The 14,157-nt window shown below is 61.8% G+C and carries 10 protein-coding genes; 4 read left to right on the top strand and 6 right to left on the bottom strand.

Annotated features, from left to right (window positions below):
* Positions 1–9: 9 nt before the first annotated feature.
* The gene (locus NKJ09_RS00470) at positions 10–930 is read left to right on the top strand and encodes a phosphorylase family protein (protein ID WP_023719986.1); all 921 of its coding nucleotides are present in this window, start codon (positions 10–12) and stop codon (positions 928–930) included.
* A gap of 499 nt (positions 931–1,429) precedes the next feature.
* Here the strand turns inward: NKJ09_RS00470 and NKJ09_RS00465 are convergent, their stop codons facing one another.
* From NKJ09_RS00465 to NKJ09_RS00445, 5 genes are all read right to left on the bottom strand, one after another.
* On the bottom strand, positions 1,430–1,912 hold the full coding sequence (locus NKJ09_RS00465; protein WP_245278622.1) for a GNAT family N-acetyltransferase: 483 nt from the start codon (positions 1,910–1,912) through the stop codon (positions 1,430–1,432).
* Between the two features lie 187 nt (positions 1,913–2,099).
* Positions 2,100–3,836, bottom strand: a complete 1,737-nt coding sequence (locus NKJ09_RS00460) for an adenylate/guanylate cyclase domain-containing protein (protein WP_352495972.1) — start codon at positions 3,834–3,836, stop codon at positions 2,100–2,102.
* Positions 3,837–4,284: 448 nt separating this feature from the next.
* On the bottom strand, positions 4,285–5,310 hold the full coding sequence (locus tag NKJ09_RS00455) for an aldose epimerase family protein (protein ID WP_352495971.1): 1,026 nt from the start codon (positions 5,308–5,310) through the stop codon (positions 4,285–4,287).
* Positions 5,311–5,395: 85 nt separating this feature from the next.
* A complete protein-coding gene (locus tag NKJ09_RS00450; protein WP_352484202.1) occupies positions 5,396–6,853 on the bottom strand; it encodes an NAD-dependent succinate-semialdehyde dehydrogenase in 1,458 nt (485 codons plus the stop codon).
* Between the two features lie 170 nt (positions 6,854–7,023).
* Positions 7,024–7,974: an AEC family transporter gene (locus tag NKJ09_RS00445; protein WP_352495988.1), complete on the bottom strand. Its 951-nt coding sequence runs from the start codon at positions 7,972–7,974 to the stop codon at positions 7,024–7,026.
* Between the two features lie 149 nt (positions 7,975–8,123).
* On the opposite strand from NKJ09_RS00445, the gene NKJ09_RS00440 reads away from it, so the two are divergent.
* Together NKJ09_RS00440 and NKJ09_RS00435 are read left to right on the top strand one after the other, a co-directional pair.
* Positions 8,124–11,135 (top strand): caspase family protein, encoded by a 3,012-nt coding sequence (locus NKJ09_RS00440; protein WP_023719980.1) that lies wholly within the window; start codon positions 8,124–8,126, stop codon positions 11,133–11,135.
* A gap of 105 nt (positions 11,136–11,240) precedes the next feature.
* Positions 11,241–11,789 carry a histidine phosphatase family protein gene (locus tag NKJ09_RS00435; RefSeq protein WP_352495969.1) on the top strand — a complete coding sequence of 183 codons (549 nt, stop codon included), beginning with the start codon at positions 11,241–11,243 and terminating at the stop codon, positions 11,787–11,789.
* A 199-nt stretch (positions 11,790–11,988) separates the two neighbouring features.
* Here NKJ09_RS00435 and NKJ09_RS00430 read toward each other — a convergent pair whose 3' ends face one another.
* The gene (locus NKJ09_RS00430; protein WP_352495987.1) at positions 11,989–13,149 is read right to left on the bottom strand and encodes an epoxide hydrolase family protein; all 1,161 of its coding nucleotides are present in this window, start codon (positions 13,147–13,149) and stop codon (positions 11,989–11,991) included.
* 711 nt (positions 13,150–13,860) lie between these two features.
* Here NKJ09_RS00430 and NKJ09_RS00425 point away from each other — a divergent pair.
* Complete coding sequence (locus NKJ09_RS00425) at positions 13,861–14,145, top strand: acyl carrier protein (protein ID WP_023719977.1); 285 nt, start codon at positions 13,861–13,863, stop codon at positions 14,143–14,145.
* Positions 14,146–14,157 lie beyond the last annotated feature (12 nt).

Below are 14,157 nucleotides of genomic sequence, written 5' to 3'. Positions count from 1 at the left end.
ACTGGAAACATGCCCACCAATCACCATGCAGCCGACGATCTGACGGATCATTCGACGGACATCCCTCAGGTAGGGTTGGCCATCATCACCGGGTCGGCAAACTGGGGGCTTGCCTTCCCGGAAGATGTCGAATTCGATGGTGTGCGCACGTTGCGGCGCGACATGAGTTTTGAAACGCCTTTCGGTCGTACCGACAACTGGAAGCTGCTCGAGTTCGATGCGTCCATCACAGCCGAAGGGAGAGCAAAACGTGCGTTGTGCATGTATTCGCACGGCAATCCCCGCGACCGTATCGACCATTCCTGCCATCGCCGCGCGTTCTGGGTATTGATGCGGGCGGGTGTACGGCAAGTTCTCGCCTGCTCGACTGTAGGCGCCGTCAACAAGGCGATCCAGCCGGGCGACATGGTGGTGACCGCCGACATCATTGAACTGACGCAGACCCCGTTTTCACTGCTTCCTGACCGCCAGAGCTTTGACTGTTCGGGCAAGCAAATCGTGTGTCCAAGATGTGCGGCGGTTCTGGTCGAAACGGCCCGCCGTCATTGGCCAGCCGAATGCCGCGTTTACGGCATCGAACAGCAGTTGGTGGCTGCCCATTGTTATGGGCCCCGACTGACAACGCCAGCCGAAGCCTTGGCGTATCGGGGCATGGGTGCGGATGTCCTCAACCATTCCATCGCCCCTGAGGCGACCTTGTCGCGCGAGATCGGCGCGTGTTTCGTGCCTTGCGCATTCGTGACGGCGGGCTTCAACGACTATATGGATCGCAATCGCCAGAAATTGCTGCAGGAGGACGTGCTGCCCAGTCTCTCCATGACAGCCTCGCGGGTCGCGCTGGAGACCGCCGCGCGACTTCCCGCTGATCCGGAATGCTCCTGTCACGGCTTGAAGTCGCCTCAGCCGAAAGAACGCTCCAGCCGGTTCTGAGACGACCTTGGTGCGCCGGATAGCTGAAGCTCTGCCACCGACCAAGAATCCCGAGGGCGCTGCATTGGGCGTGTTTGCGACGTTCGAAACGCTGAGGGCGGCGTTTGAGGATTAGGGTCAAAACTCAATCAGACTGGCTGCCGCCAATGGCCCAGATGGGCGGAACTTGCCGTTTGAATTAGTCGGCGGGAATGAGCACAGAGCGCCATTTGCTGACAATCATGGCGCTTCAGCATTGCGCTCGTTCTCGCTACGACCTGATGCGGACCCGAAGCGGATGGTCGTTTGATCCGGTTAAACTCAACGCGCCACCCGACCACATGCGCCATCTCGAGACGTTCCCGAAAACCCCCACGTCGGTCGCGACTCGACCATGGAGCGGAAGTACAGGCGAAGTACTGTTTCGTTCGAGATGGCCTGGTTCAATCTCCAGCATCCTCCTCCTGCCATACTGGCCGGAGCGAGTGCCGGCCGCGAGCGAGTGGCCTTTGAGCGTAGCTCAGAGCGTCTTGCTCATCATCAGGATCGGAACCGGAGCGCCGCCACGGTCATCGACGAATTTCTCGGCGGGTTGGTAGCCGCAGGCTCGATAGAGCGGCTCTCCTGCCATCGTGGCTGCCAGATCGGCACGGCGGAAGCCCTCAGCCTTAGCGGCACGTTCACACAGCGAAAGGATAAGGCGGCCGACGCCTCGCCGGACAAAGTCCGGATGCGTATACATGGCTCTGATACGCGCCGCGTCCGTGGCTGGATCAAGCAGTGCCGCGTTGCGTCCCGGTGACTGATCACCACCATACATGGTCGTGCGCCGGCTCCAGCCACCGCAGCCTGCCAGGACGCCGGCGTGCTCCACGACGAAATAGGTGCCATCATCGACAAGCTGCGTGTCCAGCCCCATGATTGCGCGGCTGGATCGGATCTGGTCATCGTCGAGAAACGGTTTCTGGAGTTCGGAGATCGCTGCATCCATGAGCGCAATCATGGAGGCGAGGTCCTCGCGTCGCGCTATCCGGTGCCGAAAGTCTTCACTGGCCATGTTCAAGCACACCATGAGGCGAAACAAACGCACGATATGGCGAATTTCGTTCCGTCAGAAGACCAAAATGTTCGCTGCTACGGCAGCCTTGGGACGCCTGTCGACAGCAGGCCGAAGGTATAACCAATGACAGTCATTCTGGCAGCCCCGCCATGCGATAACCTTCCACGATATGCCGGCGCACGTCTTCGGCTGGGAATGGCTGCGAATCCGACCAGTGCCGGATAGTGAAGTGCGGATCGCTTATCATGAACATTTTCGCCTCCCAGCGCGCTTCCTCCAAACGGCCAAGTTGCGCAAGGCTTGCTGCAAGCAGGCGTCGTGAAGTCGTGCGATAGGTTTCGGGCCTGCGCAGCGTTTGGATCGCGGATTCGTAGTCGCCCATGGCATATTGGGCCTGGCCCAACATCCAGTAATACCAACCGGGCGGGTGAGGGTTGAGTCGCAGTGCCCTGCGGACCTGCTCTATGGCTTCGGCAGGTCGCCCCTTTTCAGTCGTCAACTCGGCCCGCATCGCCCAAGCGTCGGCGTGGTTGGGGTCCAACTCGTGGGCAGCATCGAATTCGGCATCCGATTCCACCCAGCGACTCTCATGTCCCAGTATGACGCCCAATACCCATCTGTTCCCGGCGTCGTTCGGGTCGAGTTCGACCGCCAGCTGTGCTTCGGCGAGCGCTCTTGCGCGGTTGGGGTCCATCGGTTCGTCCCAGAACTCCCAGCCCAGCCAGAGGTTGAGTGCCAGCCAACGGTGCGCCTCCGCGTATTCCGGGTCGAGCGCGATTGCCCGGTTCAGCAGCAAAATGGCCTCTTTCGCGGTGAGCGCCGTTTGCAGGCCAAGGGCCCGGGCACGCACACAGAGATCATAGGCCTCCAGGTTGCTCGGTCTGTTGCGCGCCGGCGCGGTGGTCAGGCGGCCAACCAGAGCCTCGACAATCTTGCCGGTCACCTCGTCCTGAACGGCGAAGATATCTTCTAGGCTCCGGTCGAATCTTTCGGCCCAAAGGTGGTCACCCGCGATCGCGTCGATCAGTTGGGCGTTGATACGCACCCGTCCAGCGGCCCGCCGTGCACTACCTTCAAGAAGATGGCGAACTCCCAGTTCTCGCGCGATGCGACGCACATCCACGTGCCTGCCTTTGTATGCAAATGCCGAGTTGCTGGCGATGACGAACAACTCGCTTGTCCTCGACAGATCCGTGATCAAGTCTTCGGTGAGGCCATCGACAAATGCCTCCTGCTCCGGATCATTGCTCATGTTCGTAAAGGGCAGGACGGCAATGGAGGGCTTGGCGGGGAGCTGCAGAGGCGCTTTCTCCGCGAGCCCGCCATCGTCCGATGCGGTCGACAGCCGGATCCGGTAGACAGACACTGGTTCGGTGACGTTCTTGATCGCTTGCGGACCAAGTTCGTCGAAGCCGCAATCGAGCTTCCGCTTGACTTGGTCGTAGACGCTGCCGGACACACAGACATCTCCTGCCCCGGCCATTGCCTGGAGCCGCACTGCGACAATGACGCCGTCGCCGAACAGATCGCCGTCCTCGACAACGACATCGCCCAGATTGATGCCGATATGCAGGTAGATTCTCCGGTCGGCGGTCACACCCTCGTTTGCGGCCGCCATCCGCTTCTGAAGGTCCACGGCGCATGACACGGCGTTCACCGCGCTTCCGAACTCGACCAGAACGCCATCACCCATCACTTTCACAATACGGCCATGACGGTCGCGGACGAGTGGTTCGAGGATTTCCTTCCTCGTCCTCCTTAAAGCGGCCAACGTTCCTTGCTCGTCCAGGTCCAGAAGTCGACTGTAGCCCACCACGTCGGCAGCCAATATGGCGGCAAGGCGGCGTTGGGCGCGTTCTTCGGCCATTTCGCGTTGCTTTCATTGAAAGCAGAAAAGCGAATTTTATGCCGCCCATTTCAAAAGTCTATCAGGTTGACTTCGAGGCTCGATCGCCAAGCAGCTACATAGGGTGATCGCGCCTGTCGATTGTCCCCACTGGGGCCACGACTTGCGCTTGGGGCTCGTCTTGGAGAAGGTCAGCAAGGGGTCAGTGCCGAGTGCCGCGAATGTCGGCTATCGCGCAGTGAAATGGGCTGACGAAGGGCAGCTCAGGGTCAACTTGCGTCGTCAGGGCTCTCGGCGTCAAAGGTCCGAGAGGGTTCGAAGTCGGTCGTTCAGAGTGATTGCGTTTTGACTCCAGAGCGCCGCGCGTCATTGGACGCGCAAAGGACGCTATAACACTTTGAATTTGCATGATCCTTTCCGAACCGGAGGTCAGCGCAGCAAAACCATGCCGGTTTCCGGGGGTCATGCCCTAAGGCAGCCTAAACCGGCATTCCGTCACGTGATGGTAGATCTGGCCCGGCCACAGCGTGGCTTGCGGGAAATACGGCCGGTTGGGCGCATCCGGCCAGATTTGCGGTTCCAGGCAGAAGCCTGAAAACGCCTTGTACTGGCGTCCGCCCAGTCCATGCGAGGACGGCGCCAGATACTGGCCGGTATAGAGCTGGACACCTGGCTCGGTGGTCCAGAGCTCCATCTCGACGCCGGAATTCGCGCCTTGCGCCCATGATGCCTGCTTCAGCGGCCCGCGCGTCGAGGCGAGGCAGAAATTCTGGTCGTAGGGGAGTTGCTCGCCCTCGGTCTCCATGCGCAGCGGCCGCGCCTGGCGAAAGTCGAAAGGTGTGCCGTCGACCGGCTTGACCGTGCCTGTCGGAATCAAATCGGCGTCGACAGGAAGATAGGCGCCGGCATTCAGCATCAGCCGGTGGTCGAGAATGTCGCCGGCGCCGCCGTCATCCAGGTTGAAATAGGAATGCTGGGTGAGATTGCAGAGCGTCGGCTCCTCGCAGGTGGCGGTCAGTTCGACGCTGAGCGTACCGGGGATCTTGAGCCGGTAGGTGCAGGTCACGTCGAGCGCGCCGGGAAAGCCCATCATGCCGTCCGGGTCGTGCAGGGTCAGCGTGACAAAATCCCTGCCATGCAGCGAAACCGCCCAGGCCCGGCGCGAAAAACCTTGCGAACCGCCATGCAGCGTGTGCTTTTCGAGGAAATTGCGCTCGGTCTGGTAGCGTTTGCCGGCAAGCGTGAAGCGGCCGTCGCGGATACGGTTGGCATAGCGCCCGACGACAGTGCCGAAGAAGGCGGTATCCGTCTCATAGTGCTCGAAACGATCATAGCCGAGCACCAATGGCGCCTCGTGCCCGGCCAGGTGCAGATCCTGAATGATCGCACCCAGGCCGATGATGTTGGCGGTAAGGCCGCCGCCACGAATGGTGAAACGGCGGACTTCCTCGCCCGCCTGCGTCGTGCCGAAAACCTCGCCGTCCTTCATCGCCATGCTCGCAAGTTCGTTGCTCGATCGACGCCAGCCTGGCCTTTCCGAAGCGGCCCAGGATCGTTTTCGGAATTACCGTATGAGGCTTCTAGAGACCAAGTCCGCCGATGCAGACATATTTGGTGTCGAGATAATCCTCGATGCCCTGATGGCCGCCTTCCTTGCCGAGGCCCGATTCCTTGACGCCGCCGAACGGCGCCTCAGGCGTGGTGATGAGCCCTTCATTGACCCCGACCATGCCGTATTTCAACCCTTCCATGACCCGGAAGGCGCGGCCGAGATCGCCGGTGTAGAAGTAGCAGGCCAGGCCGAACTCGGTGTCGTTGGCGAGTGCCACGGCCTCTTCCTCGGTCTCGAACTTGAACACCGGCGCTACCGGGCCAAAGATTTCTTCCTTCATGAAGCGCATCTTCGGCGTGGCATTGGCGATCACCGTCGGCTGGAAGAACGAGCCGCCGAGCGCGTGGCGCTTGCCGCCGGCGACGATCTTGCCGCCTTTGGCAGTAGCGTCGGCAATCAGCTCCTCGACCTTCTCCACCGCCTTCTCATCGATCAGCGGTCCCTGCTGGACACCGTCTTCGAGGCCGGAACCGACCTTCAGCCCGTTGCTCGCAGTAGCCAGCTTTTCGACGAACCGGTCATAGATGCCGGCCTGCACCAGGAAGCGGTTGGTGCAGACGCAGGTCTGGCCGGAATTGCGGTATTTGGCGGTGATGGCGCCAGCGACGGCCCGATCGAGATCGGCGTCGTCGAAAACGATGAACGGCGCATTGCCGCCGAGCTCCATCGACACTTTCTTGACGGTCACCGACGACTTCTGGATCAGGATCTTGCCGACCTCGGTCGAGCCGGTGAAGGTGATCTTCTTGACCAGCGGATTGGCACAGATCTCGTCGCCGATCTCGCCGGCGGCGCCGGTCAGGATGTTGATCACGCCTTTGGGGAAGCCGACTTCTTCGGCAAGCGCGCCCCAGGCAAGCCCGGAATAAGGCGTCTGCGACGCCGGCTTGACCACGGCCGTGCAGCCGGCCGCAAGCGCCGGGCCGAGCTTGCGGGCCAGCATCGAGGATGGAAAATTCCATGGCGTGATGGCGGCGATGACGCCGACCGACTCCTTGGTCACCAGGATGCGGCGGTCCGCCCAGGGTGACGGAACGACGTCGCCATAGGTGCGGCGGCCCTCTTCGGCGAACCACAATATGTAGGACGCGGCCGAGCCGATCTCGCCCTTCGATTCGAACAGCGACTTGCCCTGCTCGATGGTCAGCAGTTCGGCCAGCACGTCCTGATTGTCCATCATCGCGTCGTGCAGCTTGCGCAACAGCTTCGAGCGTTCGAGCGCGGTGGTCTTGCGCCATGTCTTGAAGGCAGCGTCGGCGGCCTCGATGGCGCGGCGGGTCTCGGCCTTGCCCGACTTCGGCACGGTGCCGATCTTGAGGCCGGTGGCAGGGTTGTTGACGTCGACCGTCTGGCCTGAATCGGCCTGCACCCATTCGCCATTGATGAGATTGGCCTGCCGCATGAAATGGCTGGTTTTCTGAAGCATGATCTCGCCTCCGTTCGGCACCTGGCGGGCCGGTCGCTGATTTCGTGAATGGACGTGCGCGATAGCATCGCTAGAGCCACTGCTCTTAGCCCAGGGCAAGCCCCGCAAGCAATCACAAGATGGCATATAGGGTTTAGGCCAGCCAAAGCGAGAGCGATCCCGCCGGGCTCCTATCCAAAAATATGGACGACCACTGTCAGCCAAAACGCAGTGGTCACGACCGCACTGGCGGTGGCGATGGTCATCTGGTTCGATGCCAGCGCCTGGCCGGTGTTGAACTGCACGGCAATGAGATAGGAATTGATGCCGGACGGCAACGCCGCAACCATGACCGCCACTTTGGCGGTCAATGGCGGCAGGCCGATCAGCCAGACCAGGCAAAGAACCAGTGCTGGCATCAGGAACAGTTTCAGCGCCGACAGCGCCAGCGCCGGGCGGACATTGCCGGAAATACCGAAACGGCGCAGGCTTAGCCCCATGGCAAACAGCGCCACCGGGGCGGCCGTGCCGGCCAGCGCGTCGCTCAACCGCGTCGCAAGCGCTGGCAGCGGCGTACCGGTGAAGCGCCACGCGAGCCCGGCCAGTATGCCGATGATCAGCGGGTTGATGAATACCCTCCTGAGAAAGCTCGTGATGACGCGGAGCGGATGCACAGGCTCGCTGCCGCCGCGGCCGAACATTTCGAACAGGATGATCGAGGCCATCATCATCACCGGCAGGTGAATGGAAACCAGCAGCGACAGCACTTCGAACCCGGCCGGGCCGAACACGCCGATGATGAAGGGAGCACCGAGCAGGACGACATTGGAATAGGACGACGACACGCCGCCGACGACGCCGGCGCGTGCGTCTCGTCCGAAGATGCGCGTAATGACCAGATGGCCGGCAGCCCAGGTAAGCGCCACCGCTGCGAAATAGGCGCCCCACAGCGACCACGGCGCCACGCCGTGGAAATCCGCCTTTATCATGGTCTGGAACAGCAAAAGCGGCATTGCCACGTTGATGGCGAATTCGGATACGCCCTCGCCGCTCGCCGGCTTCAAATAGCCGGTCAACCCGGCAAGATAGCCGAGCCCGACGAGACTGAAGACGAAGAGGACGGTTTCGGTAAGCGGAGACATTTTTGCCGTGATAGGCGAGCCCTGATCGCGGCGCAATCGCCCTTCCCTCGCGAATGTACCAGCCAACAATCCGGCCGCTCGGATCTTGCCCGAATTTGCTCATGGTTGGATGGCAGCGCTATACAGGGTTGTCGGGGGACACGCGGCGAATGGGCCTTGTCGGAAATCAGCACTTCTTCAAGCAGGCGTGGCTGACGGCTTTCGTCGCCGCCCTGCTCTGTCTCGTGGTGACCTCGACTCATGCCGCGGAGCCAGCAAGCCTCAAGGGCGTGGCGCTGATCGTCGGCCAGTCGAAATACCGGCACATAACGGCTCTTCCCAACCCCGCCAACGACGCCCGCGACATCGCCAAGTTGCTGACCGATCTCGGCTTCGACGCGCGCAGCGTCACCGACCGCGACGCGGCAAAGCTGAAGCGTGATCTCGAGCGTTTCGCCGAGGATGCCGAGGACGCCGACGTCGCCTTGATCTACTATTCCGGCCACGGCATCGAGGCCGGCGGCGAAAACTATCTGGTGCCGGTCGACGCCGACGTTTCTTCATTGAAGGACGCCGATCAGGCCCTGGTGCCGATCTCCGCCGTCATGGACGAATTGAAGACGACCGTGCCGGTAACGATCATGCTGCTCGATGCCTGCCGCACCAACCCGTTTCCGGCGGACGCGGTGCTGCGCCGGACGCCCACGGCCTCGGCCTCGCCGATCGGCGCCGGCGGACTGGAGCCGGTGCGCGGCGCCAAGGCACTGGCGGACGCGACCGCGACGGAAAATCTGGGAACGGTGATCGGCTTTGCCGCCGAGCCGGGGCGGCCGGCACTCGACGGTATCGTCGGCGAAAACAGCCCCTACGCAGCGGCACTTCTGCGCCATCTCGCGGCGATGAAGGGCACGGAGTTCGGCTCGGTCATGCGCATGGTGACCGAGGAGGTCTATCTCGACACCAAGGCAAAGCAGCGGCCATGGGTCAATGAAAGCCTGCGCCGGCTGCTCTATTTCGGCGTAGCACCGCAGGAACCGACCGGCGACGACGGGCTGATCACCGGCGAGCGGCGGCAATTGCTGCTGACGATTGCCGAGTTGCCGGACCCCAAGCGGGCACAGGTGGAACTGGCCTCGCTGCAGGACGGCGTGCCGCTCGACGCGCTTTATGGCGTGCTGAAGGCGCTCGGCACCGAAAAGATGCCGGAAGACCCCACCGACCTGCAAAAGCTGCTCGACGCCCAGGCCGAGCGCCTGAAGAAGATGATTTCCGAGCGCGACGCGCTGCGCACCGACGACCCCGAGATAAGCCGCCTCGTCGCCTCGGCCGACAAGGCCATAGGCCAGGGCGCCATCGTCACCGCGCGCAACTTCCTCGACCAAGCGGTGGGCCGGGTCGAGCAGGCCAGCGGCGCCGTCGACCAGGCGGAGGAATTGGTCAGGCAAAAACGTCTTGCCGACGCGGCGATTTATACCAGGCGCGCCGACGCTTCGGCGCTGGTCTTCGACTATCTGTCGGCCGCCAACGATTACGGCAAGGCCTTCTCGCTGGTCGAGAAATGGGACGACAGACTGCGCTGGAACTACAAGAACCAGGAGGCGGAAGCGCTGAATGCCCATGGCAATGCCACCGGCGACAGGCAAGCGCTGCAGCGCGCCATCGACGCCTACCGCGTCATCCTGAATTTCATCCCCAATGGCGAGCAGAACCGCGACTGGGCGATCACCCGCAACAACATGGCGGTGGTGCTGCAGACGATCGGCGAGCGCGAGCGCGAAACCGACCGGCTGGAAGAGGCAGCGAAGATCTTTCGCGATTCGCTTGTCGTGTTCGAGCGCGAGAAGGACGACCTCAACTGGGCCGCCGCCCAGAACAACCTGGCCAATGTGCTGCTTAAGATCGGCGAGCGCGAGAGCGACCCGAAACGCCTGAACGAGGCGGTGGTGGCGATGCGCGCCACGCTGGAGAAGCGTCCGCGGGACAAAGTCCCGCTGGACTGGGCCGCCTCGCAAAACAATCTCGGCCTTGCGCTTTATGCGCTTTCGGAACGGGAACCGAATGGCGAGCGCCTGACCGAGGCCGAGACTGCCTACCGGCTGGCGCTTGAAGAGTACACGCGCGAAAAAGCACCCGTTCAGTGGGCGATGCTTCAGAACAATCTGGGCAACACGCTGGTGTCTCTCGGCACGCAACGCAACGACAAGGCGAAAATCGACGAAGCGGCCGATGCCTTTCGCGCTGCGCTCAAGATCCGCACCCGCGCCACCTTTCCGGTCTCCTGGGCGACCAGCCGCCTTAATCTCGGCAACGCGCTGAGCAGTGCTGCTCGTTTCGATCTCGGCACCGGCCTGCTCGAAGAGGCGGCTGCCGCCTACGGCGATGCGCTGACCATCTTCACCCGCCAGCGCTTTCCGATGGATTGGGCTTCCGCTGAGAACAATCTCGGCTCGATCTACCAGACGCTCGGCCAGCGCACCCGCGATGCTGCCAGGCTTGAGCAATCGGCCGCCGCATACCGGGCGGCACGGCGCGTCTATACCAAGAAGGGCTTTCCGCTCGACTGGGCGATGACCCACTATAATCTCGGCAACACGCTGCAACTGCTCGGCGGCGTGACCGACAAGCCGGTGCACTACGAAGACGCGATCGAGGCCTATCGCGATGCACTGCGCGAATACAAGCGCGAGACGACGCCGCGGCAATGGGCGCTGGCGCAGGCCGGCCTCGGCTCGGCGCTGCAATGGCTGAGCATGAGCGAGGCCGATCCCGGCAAACTGGCCGCTTCTATCGCCGCGCGCCGGGCGGCGCTACAGGTGCTGACCTTCGAGACCTCCCCCGTCGATTGGGCAAACGCGCAGAACGGCATCGGCATGAGCCTGATCAATCTCGGCAATCTCGAACGGACCGGCAGATATCTGGACGACGCCGAAGCCGCCTTCGAGGCGACGCTCAAGGTCTTCACCCGCGAAGGCCAGCCGATGCAATGGGCCTTCGAGCAGAACAATCTCGGCGACGTCCACTGGAACCGCGGCAGCTATGGCGGCGGCAATGCCGAATACCAAAAGGCGATCGAATTCTTCGAGAACGCCAAGCAAGGCTTTACCGAAGCCGGCTACACACTCCCCATCCCGCTGACCGACCGCAAGATCGATCTGGTGAAGAAGCAGATAGCGAAGAAATAGGCGTCTCGGCCGCAGGTTGCACTCGGCTTGTCTTTCAGCCGGCTTTGCCGTCCCTATATGCCGGTCACCGGGGACCTGCCTGCCGGTCACCCGAAAGGATGTCTGATGCTTCGATTTGTGCTGGCGCTGCTGTTGCTTGCCGTTTCCGCCACAGCCCATGCGACGGAAGCCGGCTGGGCGCTGCTCCGCGACGGCGGGCATGTGGTCCTGCTTCGCCATGCCATGGTCACCGGCACCACCGATGCGGCCAATTTCGACCTCGGCAAATGCGCGACCCAGGTCAATCTCTCTGAGCGCGGCAAGCAACAGGCGCGCAAGATCGGCGCGCTGTTTGGCGCCCGCGCCGCACCGGTCGAGCGCGTGCTGTCCAGCCGCTATTGCCGCTGCCTCGAGACCGCCCGCATCGCTTTCGAAAGCGAGCCGGAGCCGTTCGCACCGCTTGACCTGCTGAAGACCGACGAAAAGGAAAAGGCCGACCAGATTGCCGCGATCCTTGCCGAGATCCGCGGCTATTCCGGCTCCGACAATCTGGTCATGGTCACGCATCTCGAAAACATCCAGGAATTGACCGGGATCTCGCCGCGTGAAGGCGAGGCGGTGGTCGTCGAGCCGCAGGGCGACGGCCTGCGAGTACTCGGCCGCGTCACTTTCTGACTGCGCCGGAGCCGGTTGAAGCGTTCGCTAGTAGTACCTTAAGCGGAATACCGGTTCCGACCCGCGATGAGGTCTTGATCGAGTCCAAGGTCGACATCGACCCTTAGTCAGGACCAACGAGCGCTTTCAACGAAAGCGAATGCGATGGTACGTCTCATCAGGCCTTCCGAGCGTTGACAACGGGCGAGGTTTTCGTCCTCTACTTTGCCGGCCGGAGCCTCAGCGGCCGAAAAAAGGCCCGGATGTCCTCGACCAGGAGTTCGGGTTGCTCAATCGCCGCGAAATGTCCTCCTTTCGGCATGTCGGTCCAGCGCTCGACACGGAAGACTCGCTCGACCCAGGAGCGAGGTGGCATAGGAAGCTCTCGAGGGAAGACTGCAACGCCGAGGGGCGGTATTATTCGCTCTCTTGGCCCGAAGATCAGGGGGCAGAGCCGGTTCTCTTTGTAAATCCGGAGCGAGGCCTCGATCGTGTTACCGAACCAGTAGAGCGAGATGTCGGTAAGCAGCGTGTCTAGAGGGATGGCGCGTTCGAGTTCGCCTTCGCAGTCGCTCCAACTGCGGAACTTCTCGGCAATCCATGCGGCTAGCCCGATTGGGGAATCTGTCAGTGCAAAGGCTAGCGTCTGGGGCTTGGTCCCCTGCAGAAAAGCGTAGGCCCCCTCCGTCGCGGCGAAATTCGCCGCACTGTCGAGGAATGCCTTCTCCTCCGGCGTGACAGGTGGGTCGTCGCGACCGAGGGTCGGGCGGAAACTGCCCGGAATGTAATTCAGGTGCAATCCGATAAGGTCCTCCGGGTAAAGCTGAGCGAGCCAGGTCGAGACGCCGGCGCCGATGTCGCCACCTTGTGCGGCGAAGCGATCATATCCCAGTTCGCGCATCAGCCCCCGCCACAGCTTCGCGACATGCTTTGAGCTAACGCCGGCTTGACGCGGCGGGGACGAGAAGCCGAAACCCGGAAGCGACGGTGCGACGACATCGAAGGCGTCATCGGCATCCCCGCCGTATTTGGCAGGTTCCGTGAGCAGCGGAATGACATGCTCGAACTCGGCGAAGGAGCCGGGCCAGCCATGAGTGAGGATCAACGGCAAGGGCGATGACCCCTTTCCTTTCTGGTGAACGAAATGGATGTCGCACCCGTCTATCGTGACCCTAAACTGAGGCAACAGGTTCAGACGTTTTTCGTGATCGCGCCACCTGAAATCGTATTCCCAGTAACGTGAAAGCTTTCTGAGGAAATCAACGTCAGTACCGTCCTCCCATCCGTATGCGAAGATCGACGACGGCCATCTTGTCGCTTGGATACGACGCTGGAGGTACTCGATCTGTTCATCCGGGATGTGGATGTGGAAGGAATGCATGACCACGGGTGTTGCTCCGATCAGCGGCGAAGAATTGTCCCATCAAGGCACAGAACGAAGGAAAACTCACTGAGCGACCGCTTTGTCCGCTACTTGCTCGTTCCCATCTACGAGACGAAGGTAACATTCCACCGTTGGTGGCAATTCGTTCAAGTTACCCGGCGTCAGATTTTCACCGCTACCAGCCAAGCGTCGACATGGAGCTTCCATCCCTCGATCATGTCCGCGAACGCGTCCTCCGTCAGTTCGGACAGATACGATGGTCCTGCCGGGCTCAGGCAGTGAACGCATAGGTAATCGACGCCTCCGTGCCTCCGTTAGTGGTCGGTCGGCAGGCCACCTCGACAATCCGACACGCGAATCCGGCGTAACGCGAACATAGCGGATGCGGTGCGCCAGCCGCCCACCCATGCTCATGTCGCCATGCTTAGCCAAGGCCTTGAGCACCTTCACCAATCGTTTTTCCAGGCGCACCCGGTCTGCACGCGTTCTATGGTCATAGATCTTCGTGGTACATTGGTACACGCAATGACCAGAGATGGGACGGTTTCGGCATATCGCCGGGAGGGGTTGCCAGCGACCCCTATTGCTCTGCCAGAACAGCAATCCCAGTTGCCGCCGGCGCATCAGGCCTTTTCCTGCCCGGAAAAACCGATTAGACAGCCCAAAACACATGCGGACAGATTCCGCCCGCAATCGAAGGAAAAGCCCTTGTCCACCACGTTCGACAAAGTCGCCAAGATCATCGCCGATACCAGCGAGATCGACATCGAGACGATCACGCCCGAAAGCCACACCATCGACGATCTCGGCATCGACAGCCTCGACTTCCTCGACATCGTCTTTGCCATCGACAAGGAATTCGGCATCAAGGTGCCGCTGGAAAAGTGGACGCAGGAGGTCAATGACGGCAAGGCGTCGACCGACGACTATTTCGTCATGAAGAACCTGTGCGCCAAGATCGACGCGCTCGTCGCCGCCAAGAACGCCACGTAAGCACAGCGCTTG

Origin of the sequence: Mesorhizobium sp. M0189 (assembly GCF_040322135.1) — a bacterium.
Lineage (GTDB): Bacteria > Pseudomonadota > Alphaproteobacteria > Rhizobiales > Rhizobiaceae > Mesorhizobium.
This window is presented reverse-complemented; position numbering and strand designations above follow the sequence as displayed.